Source organism: Stenotrophomonas sp. 2619 (assembly GCF_040548725.1).
Lineage (GTDB): Bacteria > Pseudomonadota > Gammaproteobacteria > Xanthomonadales > Xanthomonadaceae > Stenotrophomonas > Stenotrophomonas maltophilia_AP.
In genome coordinates, this window is the sequence record NZ_JBEPSF010000006.1 from 19,694 (window position 1) to 46,048 (window position 26,355).

A 26,355-nucleotide genomic window follows, 5' to 3' on the forward strand; every position below is an offset into this window, starting at 1 on the left:
CCCATGACAGACACCCGAAATCATGTTCCCCTCGTCATCGCCGCAGGCGTGCTGGTGCTTGCCGTCGGCGGCTGGCTGCTGCTGCGCGACGGCCGCCACCAGCGCACCAACAATGCGTACGTCACCGCTGATTTCACCGTGGTGGCGCCCAAGGTGGCCGGCTTCGTCAGCGAGGTGCGCGTGGCCGACAACCAGCCGGTCAAGGCCGGCGACGTGCTGGCCCGCATCGATGACCGCGACTACCAGGTGGCCCTGACCGCCGCGCGTGCCGACCTGGCCAATGCCCGTGCGCAGCTGGCCAATGCACAGGCCGCGCTGGCCCAGCAGGATTCGCTGATCGACCAGGCGCGCGCCACGCTGGATGTGAGCCAGTCCGAACTGACCCTGGCCCAGGCCGACCAGCAGCGGTACGGCGCGTTGGCCCGCGACGGCGCCGGTACCGTGCAGAACGCGCAGCAGGCACAGTCGCGCCAGGCCGTGGCCAGCGCGCACCTGCACCAGGGGCGGGCGGCGCTGCTGACCGCACGCCAGCGCACCGGCATTCTCACTGCTGGCGTGCAGGCCGCGCAGGCGGCGGTGCAACGCGCCGAAGCGGCGCAGGCGCGGGCCGAACTGGACCTGTCGCACACCGAACTGCGCGCGCCGATCGACGGCGTGGTCGGCCGTCGCGCGATCCGCGTGGGCGCCTACCTCACCCCGGGCACGGCGGTGCTGGCGGTGGTGCCGCTGCAACAGGCGTTCGTGGTGGCCAACTTCCAGGAAACCCAGCTCACCCGCATGCACGCCGGGCAGGTGGTGGACCTGCAGGTGGACATGTTCCCCGGCCAGCCGTTGCGCGGCCACATCGACAGCATCGCCCCGGCCACGGGCGTGACCTTCGCGGCGGTGGCCCCGGAAAACGCCACCGGCAACTTCACCAAGGTGGTGCAGCGGGTGCCGGTGAAGATCGTGCTCGACAAGGACCAGCCGTTGCTCGGCCAGCTGCGCGCGGGCATGTCGGTGGAGGCCAGCGTCGACCTGGACAGCGGCCATCGCGGCCTGGAAGGAGAGGGCGCATGACCGGCAAGGCAGCGTGGCGCGCGCTTTCGCTGGGCGCGCTGTGTGCGGCGTTGACGGCCTGCACGCTGGGCCCCGACTTTGTGCGCCCGACCGCGCAGCTACCCGCCGGCTGGCAGGGCGCTGCGGTCAGCGCGGACGCCCTGGCCAGCGATGCACAGTGGTGGGCCGGCTTCGAGGATCCCACCCTGGCCGCGTTGGCCGCGCAGGCGCTGCAGGCTAACCTGGACATCCAGCTGGCCGCCAACCGCGTGCAGCAGAGCCGTGCCGCGCGCGGCGTCATCGCCGCCGACCGCGCGCCCGCGGTGAGTGCCAGCGCCAGCGGCGTGCGCGCACGCAACAGCGAAGTGGGCCTCAACGATCCGTCCGGCAACGGCGGGCGGGAGGATTACGGCCTGTTCCAGGCCGGTATCGGCATGAGCTGGGAGCTGGACCTGTGGGGCCGCGTGCGGCGCCAGGTGGAGGCAGCCGACGCGCGCATCCAGATCGCCGATGAGGACGCCCATGCGGTGCAGACCGCCGTGCTGGCCGAAACCGCGCGTGACTACCTGCAGCTGCGTGCGACCCGCCAGCTGCTGGCCATTACCGAGGACAACCTGCGCATTGCACGCGACATCGCGCGATTGACCCGCGTGCGCCAAACGCAGGGCGTGGCCAGCACCCTGCAGGTGGCCAGTGCCGCCGCCCAGGTGGCAGCGCTGGAGGCGCGCCTGGCACCGCTGCGGCACCGTGATGCGCAGCTACGCAATGCCTTGGCGATGCTGCTGGCCCAACCTCCGCAGGCGCTGGATGCGCGCTTGGCCGACATCCGCCGCGACTGGCCGGCATTGCCCACCATGGCCACCGGACTGCCCAGCGAACTGGCCGAGCGCCGCCCGGACATCCGGCGCGCCGAAGCGGCCCTGCATGCGGCCACCGCCTCGATCGGCGTGGCCAAGGCCAGCTTCCTGCCACGGATCACCCTCAACGGCGACATCGGCTACCAGGCGCAGCAACTGGATGAACTGGATGGCTGGAACGCGCATCGCTTCAGCATCGGGCCGTCGATCAGCCTGCCGATCTTCCAGGGCGGCCGGCTCAAGGCCAACCTCGCGCTGAGCCGGCTGCAGCAGCAACAGGCGGCGCTGCAGTTCCAGCGCACCGTGCTGCAGGCCTGGCACGAAGTGGACGATGCGATCGATGGCTACGCCGCCGAGCAGCAGCGCGGGGCCGCGCTGCAGGTTGCGGTGGACCAGAGCGAACGCGCACTGGACGCGGCGCGGCGCCAATACCAGGCGGGCGTGGTGGACATGCTGGACGTGCTTACCACCCAGCGCATCGCGCTGGACAACCAGGCGGCGCTGGCCAACAGCCAAGCTACGGCCGCCATCGCCCGGGTGGAACTGTACCGCGCGCTGGGCGGCGGCTGGCGCGACACACGGTAGTGCCGGCCGCTGGCCGGCAACCCGCAACGTCGCAACACAAGGTAGTGCCGGCCGCTGGCCGGCAACCCGCAACGTCGCAACACACGGTAGTGCCGGCCGCTGGCCGGCAACGCGCAACGTCGCAACACACGGTAGTGCCGGCCGCTGGCCGGCAACCCTCCCTCAACGCACGTCGCGCAGTTCCCAGTGGTGCCCGGCCAGCATGCGCAGGCGCTGCTTGAACACATCGCTGTCGATGCGGGTGGTGGCCACCAGGTTGATGCGCAGGTCGTCCTGCGCGCCGGTCACGGTGGCGTCCGGGTCGGTGGCGCCCCACTGCGACTCGACCGCATCCGGGTCGGGCTGCTTGGCGCGCCACTTCTCGAACAGGGCGGTGCTGCGCAGGGCGTCCTGCAGCTCCTCGGCGAAGCCGGCGGCGCTCTGCGAGTGGAAGGACAGGTCTGGATCGTTGCCGCGGGCCTTGGAAGGGTCCGGCAGGCTGATGTGGTACTGCGACATGGTCATCTCCGTTGAAGGCTGCAAGGCTGGCAGAAACGCGGTGGATTTGGCGTGCAGATCGCGGCGGGTGTTGCCGGGCAGAGTGCGGCGGCTGCTGCCGGGCAGAGCCTGACGATTAGTGCCGGGCAGAGCCCGGCACTACGCGCTGAAGGTGTGCGGCCCGTCGGCAAACCCCACCGTGAGTGCGCCCTTGCCCACGTTGACCATGCCGGTCAGGCTCATCACCGCTTCGAACACCTGCACACCGTGCGCCTCGCAGGTCTGGCGCAGGGTGGCATAACCGGGCAGCGCCTGCAGGTCGGCCAGCTCGCCGCCATAACTGACGCATACGGTAGGGGTCATCAGCCCCGCCTTGACCCGCTGGCCGACGAAGTCGAACAGCTTCTGCACCGCGTTGTCGAAGCCCTTGATCTTGGCCACCGGCCCGGTCTGCCCGCGGTACCCGTGCAGCACCGGCTTGATGTCCAGTGCGCTGCCCAGCGCCGCGCTGAGCAGGCCCACGCTGCGGTCCCCCTTGTGGCGTGCGCGGGCGCGCATGTAATACAGGTCGCGGGTGACCATGTAGCCGTGCACGTTCTGCGCCAGCATTTCCAGCCGCTCGCGGATCTGCTGCACGCTGGCCCCGCTCTCGCGCAGGCGCACCGCTTCCACCGCGGTCACGCCCTGGGCGGCGAACAGGTTCTGGGTATCCAGCACCCGCAGCGCGAACGGCGAGTTGAAGCCTGCCGCCTGGCGCACCGGCTTGTAGTCGTTGAGGATCGCGAAGCTCGCCTGCATCGCGTTGTCGTGGATGGGGCTGCGGGTCTTGGTGATCGTCATGCAGAACACATGGTCGTAATCGATCACCAGCTTGCCCAGGAACAGGTCGCGGATCTGGGTGACGCTGAACGGAATGGTCTCCGCTTCGGCGCCGTGTTCGGCCACGTGGGCGTGCAGGAAGCTGAGCGTGGCCTGCTCGTCGCGGTGGTCGGCAAGCACGGCCTCGCCGATGCGCACCGTGATCGGCAGCAGCACGATGTTGTGTTGTTCAATGAAGTCCTGCGGCAGATCGCAGGCAGAGTCGACGACGATTCCGATGCGCATCCTGGGCCCCCCTCCGGGCAGGTTGTAGGTTCGGAACTGTGAAAGCTATCCCAAAACCGCCGCCGCTGCCTGACCGGGGACCCGGCGTGGGGTCAACGGCTGCGCTGGACCGCCACCGGCAGGGTATCCACCCGGTCCCATTCGCCGCCCCGGACCGTGCCGGGATTGGCCAGGACCGCCTGCATCAGCGCGTGGGCGTCGTTGCCCCAATACAGCTCGCCGTCGATGGACAGGGTAGGGACCCCGAATACCCCGGCGGCGATGGCCGCATCGGTGTTGCGCCGCAGCTGCTCCTTGACGTCGGCGGCACTGATCGCGTCGGCCACATTGGCCACGTCCAGCATCGCCCCGGGCAGGGCGAGGGTGGCGGCACTGTCGGCGGCGTGGCCGTCGCGCCAGATCCAGTTGAACAGGATGTCCACCGACGCCGCGGTGGCGCCAGCGGCCAGGCACAGCCGCAGCGCGGCCAGCGGGTTGAACGGGTGCCCGGGCGGGAAGCGCAGCGGCACGCCCTGCTGCTGGGCCTGCCACAGCACCTGGCGATAAGTGAAGCGGCGCTTGGCCGGAATCTCGGCCGGGCCCAGGTTGCCCAGGTGGTGCAGCACCGCGCCCAGCGCGATCGGCACCGGGGTGATCCGCTCGAACTGTGGCAGGGCCTTGAGCTGCTGCCAGTGCAGGTAGGCGAAGGGCGAGACGAAATCGAAATACCAGCGCAGCGCCATGGGCACTCCCGGGCGGATGATGCGGCGGGCGTCATGCCCGCCGCAGGATGGGGCTCAGCGTGAGTATGCGCGCGGTTCGGCCGACGCTGGCGTCATGTAGCGGTCGCGCAGTTCGGTCTGCCGCGAGCGCATCGGCATCGCGCGGCCGCCCAGCCAGACCTGCTCGGCATAGTGGCCCACGTCGAGGGGGTCGCCTTCCCACAGCACCAGGTCGGCCAGCTTGCCGACCTCGATGCTGCCGATGCGGTCGCCCACGCCCAGCACCTGCGCCGGCACCCGGGTCAATCCGGCCAGGCCGTCCTGCCACGGCAGGCCATTGGCCACGGCATTGCCGGCCAGCTGGCGCATCTTGCGTGCGTTGTGCGAGGCATCGTCGCGCTGGGCGAAGCTGACCTGCACGCCGGCGGCCTTCAGCCGCGCCGCGTTTTCCAGGCTGGCGCCCAGCTGGTCGAAGGTACTGGGCAGGTTGCCCAGCGCATCGACAAACACCGGCACGTTGGCCTGCGCCAGCTGCGGGGCCAGGCGCCACGCCTCGGCCCCGCCGGCGATGGCGATCTTCACCTTCTCGCGGGCGGCCCAGCGCAGCAGCTGGCGGATGTCGGCGGCGCGGTCCACCTGCACCACCAGCCGGCCTTGCCCGGCCAGGTAGCGTGCCAGCGTGGCGCGCCCGGCGGGGGTGAGCAGGGCATGCGGGGAATCGGCGGGCACGCGCCCGCGCGCTTCGCTGACCATCTGCTCCAGCAGCATCCACTGCGCCGCGCGCGAGTTGCCGGTCAGTTCCGCACCCGCCGCGCCCAGCCGGATATACAGCGCCAGCGGCCCGATCGGGTCGGCGCTGCCGTCCAGCCGCATCACCCCGCCCTGGCCGGCAATGAAGCCGCCGCCGCTGTTGGCCCCCAGCGCGGTGAAGCCGATGCCGTCCAGCCGTGCCACCGGAATCAACACCGAGGCCGGGTTGAAGGCCAGGCTGACGTCGAACTCCGGCCGCAGCGGCTGGTCCTCCAGCTTCAGCGTGCTGTCCACCGTGGCCGACTCGCCGGACACCTCTTCGATGCCGATGTCGGTGATGCCGCCGAACAACGCCGGGGTCAGCGGCTTGCCCGCCGCCTCGACCACGGCCACGCCGGCCGGTGCGACCAGGCCGGTCCCCACCGCGCGGATGATGCCGCCCTGGACCAGCACGTCGGCGTGTTCCAGGCTGCCGCGCGCGCTGGCGGTATGCACGGTGGCGTTGCGCACCAGCAGGTCCTGGGCTTGCACGGGCAGCGCGGCCAGCATCAATAGCGCGGTGGTGCCCAGCCATGCCCGGCGACGCGCGGAAAGGCGCAGACCCCGGCTCATGGACGTGCCTCCTGGCCGAGCATGAAGTCCGACAGCGGCTGCCGCCGCGCATCGCGACGGTCGTACACCTGGTGCCCGTCGATGAAGACCTGTTCGGCCTGCGCGTAGGAGCTGAAGGGGCTGCCGTTCCACACCACCACATCGCCCATCTTGCCCACCTCCAGGCTGCCGGTCTGTTTCTCCACGCCCAGCGAGCGCGCCGCGTTGTAGCTCAGCCACATCATCGCGCGCTCCGGGGCGATCTCGATCCCGGCCCGGCGCGCGTTGGCGATCACCTTGGCCGCTTCCTGGTTGAGCCGCTGGATGCCCTCGGGGGAATCGGAGTGCACGATCGCGCAGCTGTTGGCTGGCCGGTCCACCAGCGCGATGTTGTCCTGGATGCCGTCGAACGCTTCCATCTTGAAGCCCCACCAGTCGGCCCACAGCGCGCCGCACACGCCTTCGGCGGCGAGCCGGTCGGACAGCTTGTAAGCCTCCACCGCGTGGTGAAAGGCGGCGATCTTGAAGCCGAATTCCCTGGACAGGTCGAGCATGGTGGCCATTTCATCGGCGCGGTAGCAGTGGATGTGCACGCGGATGTCGCCCTGGATCGCACCGGCCAGCGTATCCAGCTTGAGGTCGCGCTTGCCGCCGGTATCGCCGGCGCTGTCGCCCTTGTCGCTGCCGCTGAACCAGCGCTTCTTCTGTTGCTTCTTCGGTGCGTTCTTGGCGATGTACTCGCTGGCATCGATGAAGGCCGCGCGGTACCCTGCCACGTTGCCCATGCGCGTGCCCGGGGCCACGCCCTTGCCGCTGCCGTACACGCGCTTGGGGTTCTCGCCGCAGGCCATTTTCAGGCCCCACGGCGCGCCCGGGAATTTCATGGCCTGGTAGGTGGTGGCCGGTACGTTCTTCAGCGTCACCCCGCGCCCGCCCACCAGGTTGGCCGAGCCGGGCAGCACCTGCATCGCGGTCACGCCACCGGCGAGCGCCGCGGCAAAGCCCGGGTCCTGCGGCCACACCGAATGTTCGGCCCACACGTTGGCGGTGACCGGCGCGGTCATCTCGTTGCCATCGCTGTGCGCGCTTACGCCAGGGCTGGGGTACACGCCCAGATGCGAATGCACGTCGATGATGCCGGGCGTGACCCACTTGCCGGCCGCATCGATCCGCACCGCGTTGGCCGGTGCATCCAGCGCGCTGCCGACCGCGCGGATGCGGCCGTCCTGCAGCAGCACGTCGGCGTTGTCCAGGCGCGTGCCGGTGCCGGTCAGTACGGTGGCATTGCGGATCAGCACCGGCGCCGAGGCGATCGGGGCGTAGGTGCTGGGATAGGGGTCCTGCACGAACCGCGAGGCGGCGGGCGCCGGCGCAAGGCCGATCGAAAACAACGCCAGGCCGATGCCGACGCTCAACACCTTATGCATGAATTCCCCGGGTTCACATGGACGCAGCCGCCGACGCTAGCCGGGCAGGGGGGCGTTTGCCAAGTGACGAACTGCACGGTCGGTGGCTATGAAGAATTGTTACGCCATCATTAAAAACCGTGAACCAATCGTGAATTTTGCGTTACGCTCGGGATCGGGCCGCGTGCCCGTCATTTGCGAATCTGCTCGAATTTTTCGGCACTTGCATCACTCAAGGAAGGTAATTCAATGAAACAGCGTTACTCCGCTTCGTCCCGCCAGCCCGCGCGCAGCGTGCTGGCGTCGGCCATCACCGGCACTCTGTTGGCCGCCCTCGCACTGCCGGGCATCGCCCAGGCCAACGATGTACTGGATGCCTACCAGCAGCAGCGCCAGGTCCAGCGCGCCGCCTACCACCTGGACACTGCCCGGGTCGATGTGCCCCCCCGTGCCGTCGCGTCGGTGCGTTCGACCGCCGAGGCCAGCACCCCGGTACTGGGCAACGCCGGCGATGCTGAAAGCTGGCGCACCGACGAGTTCAAGGCCGACTGGGGCCTGCAGGCCATCAATGCCGACGCTGCCTATGCGCGCGGCCTGACCGGCAAGGGCATCCGCCTGGGCGTGTTCGACAGTGGTACCGGCTTGGAACACGATGAATTCGCCGGCAAGGACCATCGCAGCATCCATCTGGCCGATGTGCTCGGTGACGGCAGCCTGTGCACCAACACCACCATCGTGGATGGCCCGGGCGGGTGCTTCAGCAGCGATGGTGATCAGGTGGCGGTCGACTACCAGATTCTGGATCCGGAGTACGCGGACCTGTTCAATCGCAATGGCTATTTCGAAGGCGCAAGCTACCAGGTCCACGGTACGCATGTGTCAGGCACCATTGCGGCCAATCGCGATGGCAATGGCACCCACGGCGTGGCCTTCGGCGCGGACCTGAGCGTCGCGCGTCTGTTCTCCAACAGCGTGAGCTACCTGTCCGCCGTCGAGATCGGCGAGTTGCTGTATCCCACGTCGCAGACAGTGGCGGCACTGGGCGCGGATGATTCGATCTTCCCGCAGCTTTACGCGCAGCTCAATGCGCAGGGCGCGCGTGCCGTCAACCACAGCTGGGGCCTGTCGGCCGAGCCGGACAGTGCCGAAATGCTGGACTACTACCAGTCCCACCCGGTGTTCGCCGGGCAGTTGGCCGCCATGGCAGAGGGCTCGCGCAGCCGCGGCCTGATCCAGGTCTGGGCAGCCGGCAACACCGCGTCGTACAACCCGTCGCCGGAGGAAGCGCCGATCGCCGGCATGTATGCGTCGCTGCCGCGCGCCATCGCCGATATCGAGCCGTATTGGCTGGCCGTGGTCAATGTCAACAAAGCGCTGGAGCTGAGCGATCGCTCCATGCGCTGCGGCCTGGCGGCCAACTGGTGCCTTGCCGCGCCCGGCTCGGCCATCACCTCGACCGTGTATGGCCCGGATTCCCAGATCGACGCCGACCTGTATGACGAGGACGGCAACCTCACGCTCGATGTTCTGGGCCAGACGCCAACCTATGGTTACGAGGATCTGAGTGGCACCTCGATGGCTGCCCCGCACGTCACCGGCGCGCTCGGCCTGTTGTTCGAACGCTTCCCGTACCTGGACAACGCGCAGGTGCGCGACGTGCTGCTGACCACCGCCACCGATCTCGGTGCCAAGGGCGTGGACGATGTCTACGGCTGGGGCCTGATGAACCTGGCCAAGGCCATCGAAGGCTACGGCCAGCTGCGCGTGGACACCGACGTGGTAATGAACCAGAAGGCCGGTGGCCTGAAGGTGTGGGAAGGCGATGCATGGGACGACTGGACCAACGACATCGGTGGCCCGGGCAAGCTGACCAAGTCCGGCATCGGCTGGCTGCGCCTGAGCGGTGACAACACCTTCAACGGCGCCATCGTGCGTGAGGGCGTGCTGGAACTGGACGGCGTCAATGCACTGACGGCCTCGCTGGATGTCAGCGGCGGCCAGGTCCTGCTCAACGGCACCCTGCGCGACATGCGCTTCAACAACATCGCCGGCACCAGCCGCGTCACCGCCAGCGGCGTGCTCGACAGCACCGACCTGACCATCAGCGGCGGCGTGGTCTCGTTCAACGGCGTGCAGACCGGTGGCAGCACCCTGGTCGGTGCCAAGGGCGCGCTGCAGGGTATCGGCCGTCTCGGCGACACCCGCGTGGAAGGCATCATCGCGCCGGGCAACTCGATCGGCACCCTGACCATCGACGGCGACTACGTGCAGACCGCCAGCGGCACCTACCTGGCCGAACTGGCCCCGGGCAGCCGCAGCGACCAGCTGCACGTGACCGGCACCGCCAGCCTGGACGGCACCCTGAAGGCGCTGCCGGAAGTGGGCACGTACTACCTGGGCGAGCAGTTCAACTTCCTGCAGGCCGACGGCGGGGTCAACGGCACCTTTGCCACCGTGGACTTCTCCTCGTTCTCGCCGTTCCTGAAGTTCAACCTGGGCTACGGCGCCAACGGCGTGCAGATCAACGTGGCCCGCGGCAACGCACTGGCCAGCGCGGCGGTAACCGCCAACCAGCTGGGCGTGGCCAGCAGTGCCGACAGCCTGGGCATCAACCAGGGCCTGCCCAAGCCGCTGACCCAGCTGTTCCCGGCCCAGGTCGGCGCGGCACTGGATGCCTTGAGCGGTGAACTGCATGCCGCCACGCCGATGGCGCTGGTGGAAAGCAGCCGCTACCTGCGCGATGCCGCGCTCAGCCGCAGCGTCGGCGCGCGTGCACCGGGTGCAGGCGATGCCGCCGTCACCGGTGCGTGGGTGCAGGCCATCGGCGGCAGCGGCAAGCTCGACGGCGACGCCAACGCGGCGCGCACGCAGAGCAACACCAGTGGGCTGCTGGTCGGTGCCGACCACCAGTTCGCCGGCGGCTGGCAGGTGGGCGGCCTGATCGGTACCGGGCGTACCGACAGCAAGCAGGCCCAGGGCCGTCGCGCCCGCGCGGAAATCGACAACACCCACCTGGGTGCCTACGTGGGCAACCAGTGGGGTGGGTTCGGCCTGCGCGCCGGTCTGGGCTACACCCGCCATGAAGTGGACAGCCGCCGCGAACTGGCCTTCGCCGGCTTCCAGGACGCGCTGACCGCGCGTTACGACGCCAAGACCCGCCAGCTGTTCGTCGAAGGTGCCTACCGCATCGGCGGCGCCGAAGCGGGCCTGGAGCCGTACCTGCAGCTGGCCCGCGTGGAAGTGGACGTGGACGGCGTCAACGAGCAGGGTGGCGCGGCTGCGCTGCACGGCAACGTGGGCGATACCCGCACCACCATCGGCACCGCCGGTGTGCGCTTCGACCGCGGCCTGAAGACCGCGTGGCAGCAGGAGAGCTGGCTGCACGTGCGGGGCGGGGTGGGTTACCGCCGCGCATCGGGTGACCGCAGCCAGGTGGCCAACCTGGCCCTGGCCGGTGGCAGCGGCTACACCGTCAGTGGCGCGGCCATCGCCGACCACGCGGTGGTGGCCGAGCTGGGCCTGTCGGCCTGGTTGAGCCCGCGCAGCCAGCTGGAGCTGGGCTACAACGGCCAGTTCGGCAGCGAGTCGCGTGACCACGGTGCCACTGCGCGCTGGTCCGTGCAGTTCTGATCTAGCGGTAACGGCAACACGGAAAAAGGCGGCCACTGGCCGCCTTTTTCTTGCTTGTTGGGTGCGCACCCGCAGAATAGGCACACTGGAACCACTTGCCGGACCGCACGCGCACTATGAAGAACAAACAGGAAATCGTCGAAAACTGGCTGCCGCGCTACACCGGCGTGCCGCTGGACCAGTTCGGCCAGCACATTCTGCTGACCAACTTCGCAGGCTACCTGCACACCTTTTCCCACCTGACCGGCGCGCCGGTGCAGGGCATGGACCGGCCGATGGCCAGCGTCACCAGCGATGACATCACCCTGATCAACTTCGGGATGGGCAGCCCCAACGCGGCCATCGTGATGGACCTGCTGTCGGCGGTGATGCCCAAGGCGGTGCTGTTCCTGGGCAAATGTGGCGGTCTGAAGCGCAAGAACCAGCTGGGCGACATGATCCTGCCGATCGCGGCGATCCGCGGCGAGGGCACCTCGGGGGACTATCTGCCGCCGGAAGTGCCGGCGCTGCCGGCCTTTGCGCTGCAGCGGGCGGTGTCCACGACCATCCGCGACCTGGGCCATGATTACTGGACGGGGACGGTCTATACGACCAACCGCCGGGTCTGGGAGCACGATGAGGCGTTCAAGGAGAAGCTGCGGCTGATGCGCTGCATGGCCATCGACATGGAGACGGCCACGCTGTTCGCGGCGGGCTTTGCCAACCACATCCCGATCGGGGCGCTGCTGCTGGTGTCCGACCAGCCGATGATCCCGGACGGGGTGAAAACCGAGGCGTCGGACGCCAAGGTCAGTTCGCAGTTCGTCGAAAACCATATCCAGATCGGTATCGAGGCGCTTAAGCTTATACGGCGCAACGGCAAGTCGGTCCGCCACCTGCGTTTTGACGAGTGATGGCAATGGAACCGGCGGGCGTCCTGGCGACGTGCCGCCCTCAGGGGTAGTGAATGGACGTGGCGGTACAAGTGGTGGAATTCTGGCGCGATGCCGGTCCACAACAATGGTTCACGCGCGATGACGCGTTCGATGCGCGGTTCCGCGAGGCGTTCCTGGAGGAACATTTCGCGGCGGCGCGGCGTGGGCGTGAACATTGGCTGGGCAGTGCCGACGGTGCGCTGGCGCTGATGATTCTGCTCGACCAGTTTCCGCGCAACTGTTTCCGCGACACGGCCCATTCCTACGCGACCGACGGTCTGGCCCGGCACTACGCGATGCGCGCGGTGGAGGAGGGGCTGGACCTGCAGCTGGTGCCGAAGCTGCGCGCTTTCATCTATCTGCCGTTCGAGCATTCCGAGGATCCGCAGGACCAGGAGCGGTCGGTGGCGATGTTCGATGTGCTGGGCGACAAGGAATACCTGCAGTTCGCCGAGCTGCACCGCGACATCATCCGCCGCTTCGGCCGTTTCCCGCACCGCAACGCGGTGCTGGGTCGGATGCCGACGCCGGAGGAGCTGGATTACCTGGCCGAGGGTGGGTTTGCGGGCTGACGCGTTTAAAAAGCGGGAGCAACAGCAACTTCCACTTCAACAGCAACTGCAACAGCTAACTGCAACTGCAACCGCAGCGGGTGTGCGCGTGTCGCTGGCTTGGCGGGTACGGGTGGGTTGGCGGGACACGCCGTGAATCCATCCTTGGAGGCTCGTGGGCGCCATCCATGGCGCCCAACGGTCCCGCCAACCCACCCGTACCCACCATTGACAGTGTGCGGGTGCGCAACGGAAGAGCGGTAAAGCTCTAACACCTCTAGATCCCTGACACCTCTGGCACCTCTGACACCTTCAGCCGGCGGGTGCTGCTTGCGCTGTGTGCTTTTCTGCCATGGCTGCCAGCCAACTGTCGAGGGGCGGGGGGTGTGGGTTTGCGGGACCCTGAGCCGCATGGATGCGGCGACGGAGCTTACAGGGATGTACTTGCAGCGTGTCCCGTAAACCCACACCCCCCGACCCAGCCCTGAGGGTCGCAGCCAGGCTGCCTTGCTGTTAAGAGAGCAAAAAAAACGCCGGCAATGCCGGCGTTTTTCCTTGAGCACTGAACGGGTGTCGATCAGTACTTCGGCACGCTGTTGTCCACGTCGTTCGACCAGGCGTCGATGCCGCCGGTGATGTTGTGCACGTTGGTGAAGCCCAGGGCGCGGAACTGCTCGGCCGCCTGCGCGCTGCGGCCGCCGTGGTGGCACAGGAAGCCCAGCGCGGTGTCCTTCGGCAGGGCTTCCAGACGGGCGCGGTTGTCACCGTCGAACGTCTCGAACGCCGCGTTGATCGACGCGATCGCGCGCTCGTCGGCCGGGCGCACGTCCACCACCGTCAGGCGGCCGGCGCGCAGCTGGTCGTCGGCATCGCGCACCGCCAGATCCTTCACCGCACGCGGCGCGTTCGGATTGTCGATCGCCAGACCCTTGCCGCGGATATCGTCCACCCAATCGATGGTGATGCCCTCGGCGCGACGCGCGCTGGCCAGATCGAACTGCACGCGCAGCCCGTTGGACTCGGCTGCGATCGCGTTGTCGTCGTGCGGGGCCAGCTGGAAGTTTGGCTGGAAGTTTGCATCGATGCCCAGCTGCAGCGACGCACCCGGTGCATCGGCCAGCGCGCCGCGCAGCATCTCTACCGCGGCCGGCGTCACCGTGATGTTCGGTGCCGTGCGGTCCGGTGCGGCCAGACCCAGCACGCTGCTCAGCTCACCGCTGCTCGCCATCTGCAGAATGATGTCGCTGCCGCCCACCAGCTCGCTGTCGATGTACAGCTGCGGAATGGTCGGCCAGTCGCCGTAGGCCTTGATCCCTTCGCGGATCTCGGCGTCGGCCAGCACGTTGACGTGGGCGAACTCCACGCCCAGGTCCTGCAGCGCGCCCACGGCCTTGGCCGAAAAACCGCACTGCGGCATGCTCGGCTGACCCTTCATGAACAGCACGACGCGGTTGGCGGTGAGGATGGATTCGATGCGCGAGCGCAGGGCGGGATCAAGGGACATGACGGTCGGGTCCGGCGTTTGGAACCGGTCATTCTACGCCGCATGGCATCATGGGGCATGACCGTACCGGAAACATTGCATCGCATTCCCCTGCGCCCCTGGCGCTGGCTGCCCTGGCTGCTGGTGTCACAGCTGCTCGTGGTGCTGGCGTGGGTGGGCCTGGGCTGGCCCGTCGGGCTGGCGCTGATGGTGGCCTCGCACGCGCTGTTCATGGTGCCCGTGTTCCTGCCCAACAGCCGCTTCTACGCCCCCGTGCTCAGCCGCCTGCCGGGCAGCGCGCCGCGGGTGTGGCTGACCATCGACGACGGCCCCTCGCCCGAAACCCCGGCGGTGCTGGACCTCCTCGACCGCTACCAGGCCAAGGCCACCTTCTTCCTGGTCGGCGAGCGGGCCCTGGCCCAGCCCGAGCTGGTGCGGCAGATGCTGGCCCGCGGCCACACGCTGGGCAACCACAGCCACCGCCACCCGCAGACCCGCTTCTGGCGGCTCGGGCGGGCGGCGATGGCCGACGAAATCGCCCGGTGCCAGCAGGCACTGACCGCTATCGCCGGGCAGCCGCCGCGCTGGTACCGCTCGGTGGTGGGCATGACCAACCCGTTCGTGGCCCCGGCCCTGGCGCAGTGGCAGCTCACCCGGGTGGGCTGGAGCGCGCGCGGGTTCGACGGGGTCGATTGCGAGCCGGCGGCCGTGGTCGAGCGCATCGTGGCCGACCTGGGGCCGGGCGCCATCGTGCTGCTGCATGAGGGCGCGGCCCACGGGCACAACCTGGCGATCATTGAAGCGGTGCTGCAGGCCCTGCAGGACCGTGGCCTGAGTGCGGTCCTGCCCGACGCAGCGTAGGCGACAGGCGCCGCCGGGTTACGGCTGCGTGCTGCCCGCCACCGGGTGCGCGTGCTGCCATTGCTGGCGCATCCAGCTGGCCAGCGACACCTGGGCCAGCAGCAGGGTGACCGCCAGCCCCAGCGCCAGCACCCCGGTCACCCGCCGGCGGCGGTGCTGCAGCAGGCTGCCGATGCCCATCACCGTGGCCAGCACGGCCAGGCCGATGCTGACGCACAGCACCACCAGCAGCACCACCGGCAGCGTCTGCATCTTCGCATGGGCCGGGGTATGCGAGTAGTGCGCGCTGATCGCGAACATCACCAGCCCGCACAGGCTGATCACCAGCGCGGCGATGCCCAGGGCGGAATGTCGGGGCGACGGCGGGGTCATGCGGGCTCCATGCCGGTATCGGGGCGCGAGTATGCGCGTACGGCGCGCCGTGCGCGACCCTCAGGCAAGCGCGGGTCGCTCGGCACTGACCAGCCAGTTGTTGAACGGGGTATTGCCGTACAGCGGGCGCATCTGCAGGTGCAGGCCCGCCGCTTCCAGGGGCGCACGCACGCTGGCGGCATCGGGATAGTGGCGCGGGCGCGTGCCCATCCACCCCACCAGGTGCGCCAGCATGTCGGTGATGCGGGTGGTGCGGTCGCGGCCGCTGTTGTCGGCCAGGGTGGTGCGGATCACCAGCCGCCCGCCCGGTGCCACACGCGCGGCCGCCGCCTGCAGCAGCCCGGTCTGGGCGTGCGCGGGCAGGTACTGCAGCACGTCCAGCAGCGCCACGCTGCCGTGGTGGGCGGGCAGCGTGGCGCTGGCATCCAGGCAGTCGAAGCGCGCGTCGGCCAGCGCCGCGCGCGTCCCCGCGCGCTGGGCACGGGCAATCTTGTCCGCATCGATGTCCACGCCCAGGTACGGCTGCCGGTGCCCGGCCTGGCGCAGCACGTGTGCCAGCAGGCCCAGGCCGCAGCCGATGTCGAGCAGGGCGCCGTGCGCGGGCGCCAGCGCGGCCAGCACGCCCGGGTACAGCGGATCGCTGCCGAGCTTGCCGCGGCTGTAGTAGTAATCGCGTCGGTTGCCGAAGCGCTGAACCGGCATGAAGGCGTCAGCGATGCGGCGGGCCTGTTCCTTGGCCAGTGGCAGGGCGTCCGTGCTCAGCGCGGCACCTCGTCGGCCAGCTGCACGCGCGCCACCTGGAAGGCGCGTTCGGTCCACAGCGCGTACATCGCCGCCGACGGATGCAGGCCATCGTCGACCAGCATCACCGCTTCGGCGCCGGGGACCCGGCTGAGGTCGGTGATGTCGATGAACGACACGCCGTGCTCAGCGCAGATCGCGGCGGCGGCCGCGTTGTAGGCATCCAGTTCCTGCCCGACCTGCACGCGGTCGCGGTTGTGCTCGCGCGCATACGGGGTGACGCCCCAATCGGGAATGGACAGCACCAGCACGCGCTGCGCACGGTCGCCGGCAAAGCCGAGCGCACGCTGCAGCAGGGCGGTGAAGCGCGGGCGGTAGTCGTCCACGCTGCGGCCGCGGTATTGGTCGTTCACTCCGATCAGCAGGCTGACCAGATCGAAGGGCCCCCGCGGCGCGGCGGCATCGATGCCGGCCTCCAGTTCGTCGGTGGTCCAGCCGGTGGTGGCGATGATCTGCGCGTCGTCCACCGCCACGCCGATGTCGCGCAGGCCGGCAACCAGCTGCTGCGGCCAGCGCGCGGCCGGGTCGACCCCTTCGCCGATGGTGTAGGAGTCGCCCAGGGCCAGGTAGGACAGCGGCACTCAGGCCACCGCGCTGCGCGGCTTCAGCGGCACCACCTTGGTGTTCGCTTCGGCACGCCGCGCCAACGCGCGGTCGATGCGGGCGAAGACATCGCGCATCACCTCCGCTTCGGGCAGCAGGGTGACCCGGAAGTGGTGGCGGTAAGGCACGTTGAAGCTCGAGCCCGGGACCACCAGCACGCCTTCTTCGTTCATCAGTTCCAGCGCGAAATCGTGGTCGTCGAAGCTGCGGGCCGCCGGCCCGACCACGGCCGGGAAGGCGTACAGCGCGCCGGCCGGGGCCACCAGCGACAGGTGCTCGCTGGCGTTGCAGGCCTCGATCACCGCACGGCGGGTTTCATACAGCCGGCCACCGGGCGCGCACAGCGCCGAGACGGTGTCCGGGCCGTTGACGGCCGCATCGATGGCGTACTGGCCCGGCACGTTGGCGCACAGGCGCAGCGCGCTGAGCAGGTCCATCGCCGCGCGGAACTCGCCCAGCCGTTCGGCCGCGCCGGACAGCATCGCCCAGCCCACCCGCCAGCCGCAGGCGCGGTGCACCTTGCTCAGCCCGCTGAAGGTGATGCACGGATGCTCGCCGGCCAGCGGGGCCACCGGGTGGAACTGCGCGTCGTCGTACAGGATCTGGTCGTAGATCTCATCGACCATCAGCAGCAGGTTGTGCTTCGCCGCGATCGCCACGATGCGCTCCAGCAGGTCGCGCGAGTAGCTGGCGCCGCTGGGATTGTTCGGGTTGATCAGCACGATGGCGCGGGTGCGCGAGGACACCAGCGTCTCGATTTCCACCGGGTCCGGCTGGAAGCCGTTCTCCGGCGCGCAGCGGTAATACACCGGGCGGCCGTCGTTGAGGATGGTGGCCGCCGACCACAACGGGTAGTCGGGCGAGGGCACCAGCACTTCATCGCCGGGGTTGAGCAGGGCGCGCAGCGACAGGTCGATCAGCTCGCTGACGCCGTTGCCGACAAACACCCGGTCCGGGTGCGCATCGGGCGCGCCACGCCGGGCGTAGGCGGCGGCGATGGCCTCGCGGGCCTCCGGCAGGCCCTGCTGGTGGGTATACGGGTCGGTGCGGCCCATGTCGTCGGCGATGGCGCGCTGCAGGTGTTCCGGTGCGCGGAAGCCGAAGTTGCCCGGGTTGCCGATGTTCAGCTTGATCAGCTTGCGGCCCTGGGCCTCCAGCTCACGCGCTCGCCGCGCCAGTTCGCCCCGGATCTCGTAGCGGACTTCGGACAGGCGCTCGCGGGTGGCTAGCGGCTTGATCGGGGGCGTGGACATGACTGGGCCGTTGGAGGGCATGGAATCTGCATGGTAGCGGAATTGGTGCGTTGCGGGGCAAGCCCCGTCGGGGCCAAAACCCCATTGTTGGCGGGCAGTTGCCGGACCCGGCCGGGACGGCGGGGAAGGGTAGAATGGGGCGATGAGCGAACCGATCGATTTCCGCGCCCTGCAGACCATAGGCTGGCCCTGGGCAGGCGCCCCCGAGCTGCCCAGCTGGCAGGCCTTGTTCGATGCACACCCGCAGGCCCGTCCGGGCCGGGTGATCGAGCAGCACCGCACCGGCTACATCGTGGCGGACATGCCGGACGCGGCGATCAAGACCGAATCCCCGCCGGAATGGCAGCGGCCGCGGTTCCCCAGCCACGAACGCGCGGCGGTGGGCGACTGGGTGCTGCTGGACGGCATCAAGATCATCGCGTTGCTGCCGCGGCGCACCGCGATCAAGCGCGGGGCGGCCGGCGAGCATTACCACCAGCAGGTGATCGCGGCCAACATCGATACCGTGTTCATCGTGTGCGGGCTGGATGCGGACTTCAACCCGCGCCGGATCGAGCGCTACCTGTTGCTGGTGGGCGGGGGCGGCGCGCAGCCGGTGGTGGTGCTGACCAAGGCCGACCAGACCGAGTACAGCCAGGATGCCCTGGACGTGCTGGAAGAGCTGGCCGCGCAGGACATCCCGCTGCTGGCCATCAACGGCCGCGACCCGGCCAGCGCGTCGGCGCTGCTGCCGTGGCTGGGCGCGGGCCGCACCGTGGTGCTGGTGGGGTCGTCGGGCGCGGGCAAGTCCACGCTGACCAACACCCTGCTCGGCGAGGAGCGCATGAAGACCGCCGATGTGCGCGTGAACGACTCGCGCGGCCGCCATACCACCACCCACCGCGCCTTGATCCCGCTGCCGGCCGGCGCCTGCCTGATCGACACGCCTGGCATGCGCGAGCTGAAGCCGACCGGTGAGGAAGCGCTGAGCGAAGGCGGTTTCTCCGACGTGGAAGCGCTGTCGGCGCAGTGCCGTTTCCGCGACTGCGCGCACCAGCGTGAGCCGGGCTGTGCGATCCGTGCGGCCATCGACGATGGCACGCTGGATGAAGAGCGTCTGCTGAACTACTTCAAGCTGAAGGAAGAAGTGGCGGCCGCAGCGGCCAAGCTGGCGGTGCGCCAGGCGCAGCAGGCCATCGAGCGCAAGCACGTGGGCAAGGGCGCGCAGTGGCGCCCTGGCGGAAAAGGCGGCCGCCGGTAACCCACGCCGGGTAGAGCCACCCCATGGGTGGCTGATCTGCGATCCGGCACCGCGCAGCCATCCGGGGTTGCGTGCGGCCACCTGCGATCAAGCGCAGCCACCCATGGGGTGGCTCTACCGGTTTGTGTGGGATTTCGTGCAGCCACCCATGGGGTGTCTCTACCGGTTTGTTTGGGATTTTGTGCAGCCACCCATGGGGTGGCTCTACCGGTTGTCTGGGATTTTGTGCAGCCACCCATGGGGTGGCTCTACCGGTTGTCTGGGATTTTGTGCAGCCACCCATGGGGTGGCTCTACCGGTTTGTTTGGGATTTCGTGCAGCCACCCATGGGGTGGCTCTACCCTTGCGGTTGGGTTGCGTGCGGCTGCCGCTGGGGTGGGGCGGCCACGATCGGGCGCTGTACGGCGGCCGTGGTGCGGGGGCGGGTAGAGCCACCCCATGGGTGGCTGCTATTGTCCGCCCATGGACACACCGATGACCGTGGATCGTGAGGTGGCCCACCACACCGCGCTCGATGCGCAGCTGGTGGAGGCGGTGGGCGGCATCAAGCTGCTCGGGCTCACCAGTTGGCCAGCCGCGCTGCAGGCGCCGTTCCTGGCCAGCGTGGCGCGCGGCAACCCGGTGCTGCCCCAGGTGAGCTATCCGAAACTGGACTTCAGCGACACGCGCCGCGCCCTGGCCGGAATCAGCGCCCAGTGCGATCCCGCGCACCCCATCGGCCTGTACGTGCAGCGCTCGGCGCACAGCTGGGACCTGGCCGCCGGCCTTCTGGAATCCCTGGGCACCGCCGCGGTGGACCACTACTCGGTGGAGCTGTTCGGCGCGCCCGAGCACCCGCTGCCCGGCAACGGCCCCAGCACCCGCGAGGCGGCCCGTCACTTCATCCAGATCGCGCAGGAGCTGGACCACGAGCTGCTCGCCCCGGAAGAACAGGTGCCGGTCTCGGCCACCGCGCTGCAGTTGCAATTGCAGGGCGACCTGGATGCCTTCTTCGAATCGCGCATCATCAGCGTGCAGCTCGACCCGGAGCTGATTTCCAAGGCGGCCGCCGGTCCCACCCGCATCCGCCTGCGCACCAGCGCCCGCTTCAGTGCCTACGACCGTGCGCAGCTGTTCCACCACGAAGCGCTGGTGCATTCGCTGACCGCGCTCAACGGCCGCGAGCAGCCGCACCTGCCCAGCCTGGCGTTGTCCTCGCCCCGGGTTACCGCCACCCAGGAAGGGCTGGCCACGTTCGCCGAGCAGATCACCGGCAGCATCGACATCGAACGCCTCAAGCGCATCAGCCTGCGCACCGAAGCCATTGCGATGGCGCGCGAAGGCGCCGATTTCATCCAGGTGTTCCGCTACTTCTGCGACGCCGGGCAGAACAACGAAGAAAGCTTCGCGTCGGCCCAGCGCGTGTTCCGCGGCGTGCCACCGACCGGCGGCGCGGCGTTCACCAAAGACACCGTGTACCTGCGCGGGCTGGTGTCGGTGCACACCTTCTTCCGCCACATGCTGGCCGAAGACCGCCTGCAGGTCTGCCGGTGGCTGTTTGCCGGCAAGATGTCGCTGCAGGATGCCATCGCCTTCGCACCGCTGTTCGAAGAAGGCATCCTGCGCCCGCCGCGCTGGCTGCCGCATTGGGTCAGCCGCGCCAACGGCCTGGCCGGCATGCTGGCGTTTTCGCTGTTCGCCAACCGCATCCGCATGGACCAGCTGGCCGCCGAGTAGGTCACCACCGGTGGTGGTGACCTGCCTGAGGCGTCAGCACCCACGGTGGTGCCCTACGCCTGCGGGTTCGCTTCTTCCCAGGCGATATGCACGTCGGCCAGCTCGTACAGCTGCTCGACCAGTGCCATCGGCAGGCCGTCGTCGTAGTCTTCGTCGTAGGCCTCATCGAACGGATCGATGTAATGCTCGCCGTCCACGGCCTGCAGCATCTGCGCCGGCATCCGCTGCAGCTCGTCGGCCGAATGCTCGTTCGGGCCCGCACCGTCCCACCGGGTCGGATCGAAGCCGATGCCATGGTCGGCATAGAACCCGCCCAGGAAGCGCTGCTGCACCAGGCCGATGAACTGGTGGGTGTCGCGATCGTAGTCAGGCACATCGTCCAGCGATTCGTACTGCGCATGCGAGCCCGCACCCACGCTCCAGAACAGCATCAGCGCGGTGGCGCGGTCCAGATCGGGCTGGTCGGCCAGCCATTCTAGCGCGCGCTGGTTGTCACCGTAGTTGGAGCGCGCCACATAGAGATGCCGCTGTTCGGGCGTGGCCTGCACCAGATGCGCGTGCAGCAGCGCCCATTTGGCGGCTTCGTAGTCCTGTTCGTTCATTGCCTGCTGTCCCTGCCGTTGCGGTAAGGCGTGCATTGTACGTGCGGTGCGCGCGGGGTGCGTGCGCGCGTGGTTTCGCGCGTTGGGTCGCATTTCATATGCCGCACCCCGTGGCGTAAGAATCCTTTCATGTTGCGCTCGCATGATGGTCACGCACCTGCAGTGCGCAGGTCATCACCCCCCACGCAACGGATTACCATGCTTACCCGACCCCTGACGATCGCCGTGGCGATTGCGCTGTGCGCCGCCAATGCCCACGCTGCCGACGTAGCCGCCAACGCGGGCCCCGATGCCACCGTTGCGCTCAGCGCGCAGACCCTGGACACCGTGTCGGTGATCGGCCAGGGCGAAACCCGCCAGGTGCAGCGCATCGGCACGGTGGACAAGCAGGTGCTGCCGCCGGGCACCAGCGGCCAGAAGATCCTCGACCGCCTGCCGGGCGTGTCGGTGCAGTCCAACGATGCCTTCGGCGCCAACGAGGAATCGCAGAGCATCACCCTGCGCGGCTTCGACAAAAGCCGCCTGGGCTACACGCTGGATGGCATCCCGCTGGGCGACAACAGCTACGGCAACTACAACGGCCTGAGCATCGCGCGCGCCCTGATCGCCGAAAACCTGGCCGGGGCGGAATTGTCGCAGGGTATCGGCTCGCTGGGCGTGGCGTCCACCAGCAACCTGGGCGGCACCATCCAGTATTTCTCGCAGGACCCGTCCACCGAGTTCGGCGGCCGTGCCAGCGTGACCGTGGGCGACGACAACCAGCGCCGTGGCTACCTGCGCGTGGACACCGGCGACCTCAACGGCTTCTCGGCCTACGTGTCCGGCGTGCACCAGGATTCGGACATGTGGGCCGCGCCGTACCAGAACCAGACCACGCGCCAGTTCAATGCCAAGGCCGTGTGGAACGTGGGCGACCACCGCTTCGGTGCGTTCGCCGCCACCTCGCGGGTGAGCCAGGCCAACTACGCCTACCTGTCCAAGGACATGCTGCGGCGCGGCCTGGGCTATGACTGGAACATCTACGCCCCGGACTGGGACCGCGCCGTGGCCGCCGCCTACTGCGCACCGGGCACCTACAACGCGCAGAAGTGTGCCTTCAGCGGCGGCGTCAACAGCATCGACGATGCCTACTACCAGAGCCGCGCGCTGCGCGACGACAACCTGTATTCGCTGGATGCCGACCTGGCGCTGGGCGACACCGCGCGCCTGAAGCTGCTCGGCTACCACCATGAAAACCGCGGCCAGGGCCACTGGTGGGCGCCGGGCCAGCCGTCCTACCCGGGCACGGCGCAGGCGCTGCCGATTTCCATCCGCAGCACCAACTACACCATCAACCGCCAGGGCATCACCGCCGCGCTGAGCTGGCAGTGGGGCATCCATGAACTGGAAGCGGGCCTGTGGTACGAGCGCAACGACCACAACGTGGAGCGCAATTTCTATTACATCACCGGTCCGTTCCTGGATGACGCCTACCTCAACTACCCGAACCGCCGCCTGTTCGACCAGGACTTCGACATCCGCACGCGCCAGTTCTACGTGCAGGACCGCATGCGCTTCCTGGATGACCGCCTGACCGTTGATGTGGGCATCAAGAGCCCCAACACCCGCATGACCGCCAACGCCAAGCCGGGCACCGAGGCCAGCTACGCCTCGGGCACGCTGACCGCCAAGGAATCGGTACTGCCGCAGGCCGGTATCGGCTTCAAGCTCAGCCCGAACCAGGAGCTGTTCGCCTCGTACTCGGAGAACATCGCCGCGTTCGTGGGCGGTGGCAGCGGCGGCCCGCTGCAGGTGTCGCCGGAATCATTCGCGGCCAGCGCCGGGTTGGAGCCGGAGAAGTCGAAGACGCTGGAAGCGGGCTTCCGCACCTTCGGTGAGAAGTACCAGGCCTCGATCGCGGCGTACCACGTCATGTTCGACAACCGCCTGCTCTCGCTCAACCCGTGCACCAGCATCGAGGTGGGCACGCGTCCGGAGTGCATCACCCGCTTCATCAACGTGGGCTCGGTGAAGAGCCGCGGTGCCGAGCTGACCTTCATCCTCAAGCCGGTGGATGGCCTGCAGTGGTACAACGCACTGTCGTGGAACAAGACCACCTACGAGGACAACTACACCTCCGGCGGGGCGATCGTGCCGGTGGCCGGCAAGATCACCGTGGACACCCCGCAGCGCATGGCGTCCAGTGAAATCAGCTGGAACCGCGATGGCTACTTCGCCAGCCTGCGCGCCAAGTACACCGGCAAGCGCTATTACACCTACACCAACGACCAGTCGGTGGCAGGCGTGACCACCTTCGATGCGGGCGTGGGCTATTCGTTCGGCCCCGGCCTGGGCCTGCGCGACGTCAAGGTGTCGCTCAACGCGACCAACCTGACCAACAAGCGCTACGCCGGCCAGCTGAGCTCGTTCGCCCCGACCGACCCGACCGGTACCCGCTACGCGATCCACGCCAGCGCCCCGCGCCAGGTGTTCATGACGGTGGCAGCGGAGTTCTGACCGGCGCGGTTACCACCGACCGACCCTCACGGTAGCCACCGACCGTTGGTCGGTGGCAGGTGGGGTTTGCATGTGTGCCGACCAGCGGTCGGCACCCACCGGTACGTAATGCAAACCCCGGCGGGACGTTGACGAAAAAAAGAAGCCGCAACGCCTCTCAGCGTCGCGGCCACCTCGTGGGGGAGGTCACGCGTCAACCGGACGCGTCAAGCTTCAGAACATGTGCAGGCCACCGTTCACCGCATAATCCGCGCCGGTCACATACGCCGCATCATCGGAGGCCAGCCACGCACACAGGCTGGCCACTTCTTCCGGCTTGCCCAGGCGGCGGATCGGCACCGAGCCGGCCAACCGGTCCAGCACGTCCGGCGGGAAACTGCTGATCGACTGGCTGGCGATGTAGCCCGGCGAAATCGTATTGACCGTCACCCCGCGGGTGGCCACCTCATTGGCCAGCGCCCGGCTGAAGCCATGCATGGCCGCCTTGGCGGTGGCGAAGTTGACCTGGCCGATCTGGCCCTTGTGCGCGCTTACCGAGCCGATGTTCACGATCCGGCCCCAGCCGCGCGCGGCCATGCCGTCGATGACCTGCTTGGTGATGTTGAACAGCGCATGCAGGTTCGAGCCCATCACCGCGTTCCAGTCGTCCGGGCTCATCTGCCGGAACAGCACGTCGCGGCTGCCGCCGGCGTTGTTGACCAGCACGTCGATCTCGCCGACCTCGGCCTTGACCTTGGCGAAGGCCGCCACGGTCGAGGACCAGTCCGCGGCGTTGCCCTCGGAGTCGATGAAATCGAAGCCCAGCTCGCGCTGTTCGCGCAGCCAGCCGGCCTTGCGCGGCGAGTTCGGTGCGCAGCCGGCCACCACGGTGTGGCCGTTGCGGGCCAGCTTCTGGCAGATGGCAGTGCCGACACTGCCCATACCGCTGGTGACGTAGGCGATGCGAAGGGTCATGGCAGAACGCTCCTTGGTAGGCGGATCAGGACGCAAGCGGGTACAGGCCGAACAGCAGGCCGCCGAGCATCAGCAGCATCGAGATGGCGATGGCCCACTTCAGGGTGAACTTCTGGTGGTCGGCGAACTCCACCTTGGCCAGGCCCACCAGCAGGTAGGTCGAGGGCACCAGCGGGCTGAGCAGGTGCACCGGCTGGCCGGCCAGCGAGGCGCGGGCCATCTCCACCGGGGTGATGCCGTAGTTGCCGGCCGCCTCGGACAGGATCGGCAGCACGCCGAAGTAGAAGGCGTCGTTGGACATGAAGAAGGTGAACGGCATCGAGGCGATCGCGGTGATCACCGCCAGGTACGGGCCCCAGCTGTCGGGGATGATCGCCAGGAAGCTGTGCGACATCGCCTCCACCATGCCGGTGTTGTTGAGGATGCCGGTGAAGATGCCCGCGGCGAAGATCAGCGCCACCACCGACAGCACGTTGCCGGCGTGGTTGACCACGCGGCGGCGCTGCTCGGCCAGGTTCGGATAGTTGATCACCAGTGCGATGGCGAAGCCGACCATGAACAGCACCGGCATCGGCAGCACGCCCATGATCAGCGCGGTCATCAGCGCCAGGGTCAGGGCCAGGTTCACCCATAGCAGCTTCGGCCGTTTGGTGTCTTCGGCGTCTTCCACCGTGGGCAGCGCGTTGCCGTCATCGGACACGCTGTTGTCCATCCAGCTGCCCCCCTGCGGCAGGCTGACCACGCCCAGGCGGCGGCGCTCCTTCAGGCCCAGGTACCAGGCCAGCAGCAGCACGCCGGCGCAGGCGATCACCATCGAGGGAATCAGCGGCACGAACACGTCGGCCGGGTCCACGTGCAGCGCAGTGGCCGCGCGTGCGGTCGGACCGCCCCACGGGGTGAGGTTCATCACGCCGCCGGCGAGGATGGTCACGCAGGTCATGTTCAACGCGTTCATGCCCAGCCGCTGGTACAGCGGCAGCATCGCCGACACGGTAATCATGTAGGTGGTCGACCCGTCGCCGTCGAGCGAGATCAGCATCGCCAGGATCGCCGTGCCCAGCACGATCTTCATCGGGTCGCCCTTGACGAAGCGCAGGATGATCCGCACCAGCGGGTCGAACAGGCCCGCGTCGATCATCACCCCGAAGTACAGGATGGCGAACATCAACATCACGCCGGTCGGCGCGATCTTCTTGATGCCTTCCAGCATCATCTCGTCGATGTCGGCACCGAAGCCGCCCAGCAGCGCGAAGATGATCGGAATGGTGATCAGGGCAACAAGGGGCGACAGCCGTTTGCTCATGATCAAGTACATGAACGTAATGACCATGCCAAAGCCGAGGATGCTGAGCATCATCTGCAGACTCCTG

Annotated in this window: 22 protein-coding genes; 9 read left to right on the top strand and 13 right to left on the bottom strand. The window is 68.5% G+C overall.

Going from position 1 to position 26,355, the window contains the following annotated elements; translation table 11 throughout:
• The first annotated feature begins 3 nt into the window (after positions 1–3).
• A complete protein-coding gene (locus tag ABIA71_RS07625; protein WP_354284451.1) occupies positions 4–1,059 on the top strand; it encodes an HlyD family secretion protein in 1,056 nt (351 codons plus the stop codon).
• Positions 1,056–2,480: an efflux transporter outer membrane subunit gene (locus ABIA71_RS07630; protein ID WP_354284453.1), complete on the top strand. Its 1,425-nt coding sequence runs from the start codon at positions 1,056–1,058 to the stop codon at positions 2,478–2,480. Before ABIA71_RS07625 ends, ABIA71_RS07630 begins: the two co-directional genes overlap by 4 nt.
• A gap of 162 nt (positions 2,481–2,642) precedes the next feature.
• Here ABIA71_RS07630 and ABIA71_RS07635 read toward each other — a convergent pair whose 3' ends face one another.
• The 5 genes from ABIA71_RS07635 to ABIA71_RS07655 form a co-directional block, all read right to left on the bottom strand.
• The gene (locus tag ABIA71_RS07635; protein WP_354284455.1) at positions 2,643–2,984 is read right to left on the bottom strand and encodes a hypothetical protein; all 342 of its coding nucleotides are present in this window, start codon (positions 2,982–2,984) and stop codon (positions 2,643–2,645) included.
• 132 nt (positions 2,985–3,116) lie between these two features.
• Positions 3,117–4,061 carry a DegV family protein gene (locus ABIA71_RS07640; RefSeq protein ID WP_354284457.1) on the bottom strand — a complete coding sequence of 315 codons (945 nt, stop codon included), beginning with the start codon at positions 4,059–4,061 and terminating at the stop codon, positions 3,117–3,119.
• A 92-nt stretch (positions 4,062–4,153) separates the two neighbouring features.
• The gene (locus ABIA71_RS07645) at positions 4,154–4,783 is read right to left on the bottom strand and encodes a 2-hydroxychromene-2-carboxylate isomerase (RefSeq protein WP_354284459.1); all 630 of its coding nucleotides are present in this window, start codon (positions 4,781–4,783) and stop codon (positions 4,154–4,156) included.
• Positions 4,784–4,837: 54 nt separating this feature from the next.
• On the bottom strand, positions 4,838–6,124 hold the full coding sequence (locus tag ABIA71_RS07650) for an amidohydrolase family protein (RefSeq protein ID WP_354284461.1): 1,287 nt from the start codon (positions 6,122–6,124) through the stop codon (positions 4,838–4,840).
• On the bottom strand, positions 6,121–7,530 hold the full coding sequence (locus ABIA71_RS07655) for an amidohydrolase (RefSeq protein ID WP_354284463.1): 1,410 nt from the start codon (positions 7,528–7,530) through the stop codon (positions 6,121–6,123). Before ABIA71_RS07655 ends, ABIA71_RS07650 begins: the two co-directional genes overlap by 4 nt.
• Before the next feature lie 228 nt (positions 7,531–7,758).
• Here ABIA71_RS07655 and ABIA71_RS07660 point away from each other — a divergent pair, with 228 nt between their 5' ends.
• From ABIA71_RS07660 to ABIA71_RS07670, 3 genes are all read left to right on the top strand, one after another.
• Positions 7,759–11,139 (top strand): autotransporter domain-containing protein, encoded by a 3,381-nt coding sequence (locus ABIA71_RS07660; protein WP_354284465.1) that lies wholly within the window; start codon positions 7,759–7,761, stop codon positions 11,137–11,139.
• Positions 11,140–11,255: 116 nt separating this feature from the next.
• Positions 11,256–12,032 (top strand): AMP nucleosidase, encoded by a 777-nt coding sequence (locus tag ABIA71_RS07665; RefSeq protein ID WP_038686330.1) that lies wholly within the window; start codon positions 11,256–11,258, stop codon positions 12,030–12,032.
• Positions 12,033–12,085: 53 nt separating this feature from the next.
• Positions 12,086–12,625 carry a DUF924 family protein gene (locus ABIA71_RS07670; RefSeq protein ID WP_038686332.1) on the top strand — a complete coding sequence of 180 codons (540 nt, stop codon included), beginning with the start codon at positions 12,086–12,088 and terminating at the stop codon, positions 12,623–12,625.
• A 556-nt stretch (positions 12,626–13,181) separates the two neighbouring features.
• Here ABIA71_RS07670 and grxD read toward each other — a convergent pair.
• A complete protein-coding gene (gene grxD, locus ABIA71_RS07675; protein ID WP_354284467.1) occupies positions 13,182–14,108 on the bottom strand; it encodes a Grx4 family monothiol glutaredoxin in 927 nt (308 codons plus the stop codon).
• A gap of 57 nt (positions 14,109–14,165) precedes the next feature.
• Between grxD and ABIA71_RS07680 the strand changes: the two genes are divergently transcribed.
• Positions 14,166–14,948: a polysaccharide deacetylase family protein gene (locus tag ABIA71_RS07680; RefSeq protein WP_354284469.1), complete on the top strand. Its 783-nt coding sequence runs from the start codon at positions 14,166–14,168 to the stop codon at positions 14,946–14,948.
• Between the two features lie 18 nt (positions 14,949–14,966).
• Here the strand turns inward: ABIA71_RS07680 and ABIA71_RS07685 are convergent, their stop codons facing one another.
• From ABIA71_RS07685 to ABIA71_RS07700, 4 genes are read right to left on the bottom strand one after another with little or no spacing between them, the layout of a single operon-like run.
• The gene (locus ABIA71_RS07685) at positions 14,967–15,320 is read right to left on the bottom strand and encodes a hypothetical protein (RefSeq protein WP_354284471.1); all 354 of its coding nucleotides are present in this window, start codon (positions 15,318–15,320) and stop codon (positions 14,967–14,969) included.
• 60 nt (positions 15,321–15,380) lie between these two features.
• Positions 15,381–16,022 (bottom strand): class I SAM-dependent methyltransferase, encoded by a 642-nt coding sequence (locus ABIA71_RS07690; RefSeq protein WP_354284473.1) that lies wholly within the window; start codon positions 16,020–16,022, stop codon positions 15,381–15,383.
• A 56-nt stretch (positions 16,023–16,078) separates the two neighbouring features.
• Positions 16,079–16,702, bottom strand: a complete 624-nt coding sequence (locus tag ABIA71_RS07695) for an SGNH/GDSL hydrolase family protein (protein ID WP_354284475.1) — start codon at positions 16,700–16,702, stop codon at positions 16,079–16,081.
• Entirely contained in the window at positions 16,703–17,977 is a 1,275-nt protein-coding gene (locus ABIA71_RS07700) for a pyridoxal phosphate-dependent aminotransferase (RefSeq protein ID WP_038686340.1), read from the bottom strand.
• A gap of 142 nt (positions 17,978–18,119) precedes the next feature.
• On the opposite strand from ABIA71_RS07700, the gene rsgA reads away from it, so the two are divergent.
• Both rsgA and ABIA71_RS07710 read left to right on the top strand, forming a co-directional pair.
• Positions 18,120–19,217, top strand: coding sequence for a ribosome small subunit-dependent GTPase A (rsgA, locus tag ABIA71_RS07705; RefSeq protein WP_128097010.1), 1,098 nt, complete (start codon positions 18,120–18,122; stop codon positions 19,215–19,217).
• 474 nt (positions 19,218–19,691) lie between these two features.
• The gene (locus ABIA71_RS07710; RefSeq protein ID WP_128097011.1) at positions 19,692–20,933 is read left to right on the top strand and encodes a flavohemoglobin expression-modulating QEGLA motif protein; all 1,242 of its coding nucleotides are present in this window, start codon (positions 19,692–19,694) and stop codon (positions 20,931–20,933) included.
• A gap of 53 nt (positions 20,934–20,986) precedes the next feature.
• Here ABIA71_RS07710 and ABIA71_RS07715 read toward each other — a convergent pair whose 3' ends face one another.
• Positions 20,987–21,535: a DUF4274 domain-containing protein gene (locus tag ABIA71_RS07715; protein ID WP_354284478.1), complete on the bottom strand. Its 549-nt coding sequence runs from the start codon at positions 21,533–21,535 to the stop codon at positions 20,987–20,989.
• A gap of 198 nt (positions 21,536–21,733) precedes the next feature.
• On the opposite strand from ABIA71_RS07715, the gene ABIA71_RS07720 reads away from it, so the two are divergent.
• Positions 21,734–24,031, top strand: coding sequence for a TonB-dependent receptor (locus ABIA71_RS07720; RefSeq protein ID WP_354284480.1), 2,298 nt, complete (start codon positions 21,734–21,736; stop codon positions 24,029–24,031).
• A gap of 213 nt (positions 24,032–24,244) precedes the next feature.
• Here the strand turns inward: ABIA71_RS07720 and phbB are convergent, their stop codons facing one another.
• Positions 24,245–24,985, bottom strand: coding sequence for an acetoacetyl-CoA reductase (phbB, locus tag ABIA71_RS07725; RefSeq protein WP_354284482.1), 741 nt, complete (start codon positions 24,983–24,985; stop codon positions 24,245–24,247).
• Positions 24,986–25,010: 25 nt separating this feature from the next.
• The gene (locus ABIA71_RS07730; protein ID WP_038691835.1) at positions 25,011–26,339 is read right to left on the bottom strand and encodes a CitMHS family transporter; all 1,329 of its coding nucleotides are present in this window, start codon (positions 26,337–26,339) and stop codon (positions 25,011–25,013) included.
• Between the last annotated feature and the right edge of the window lie 16 nt (positions 26,340–26,355).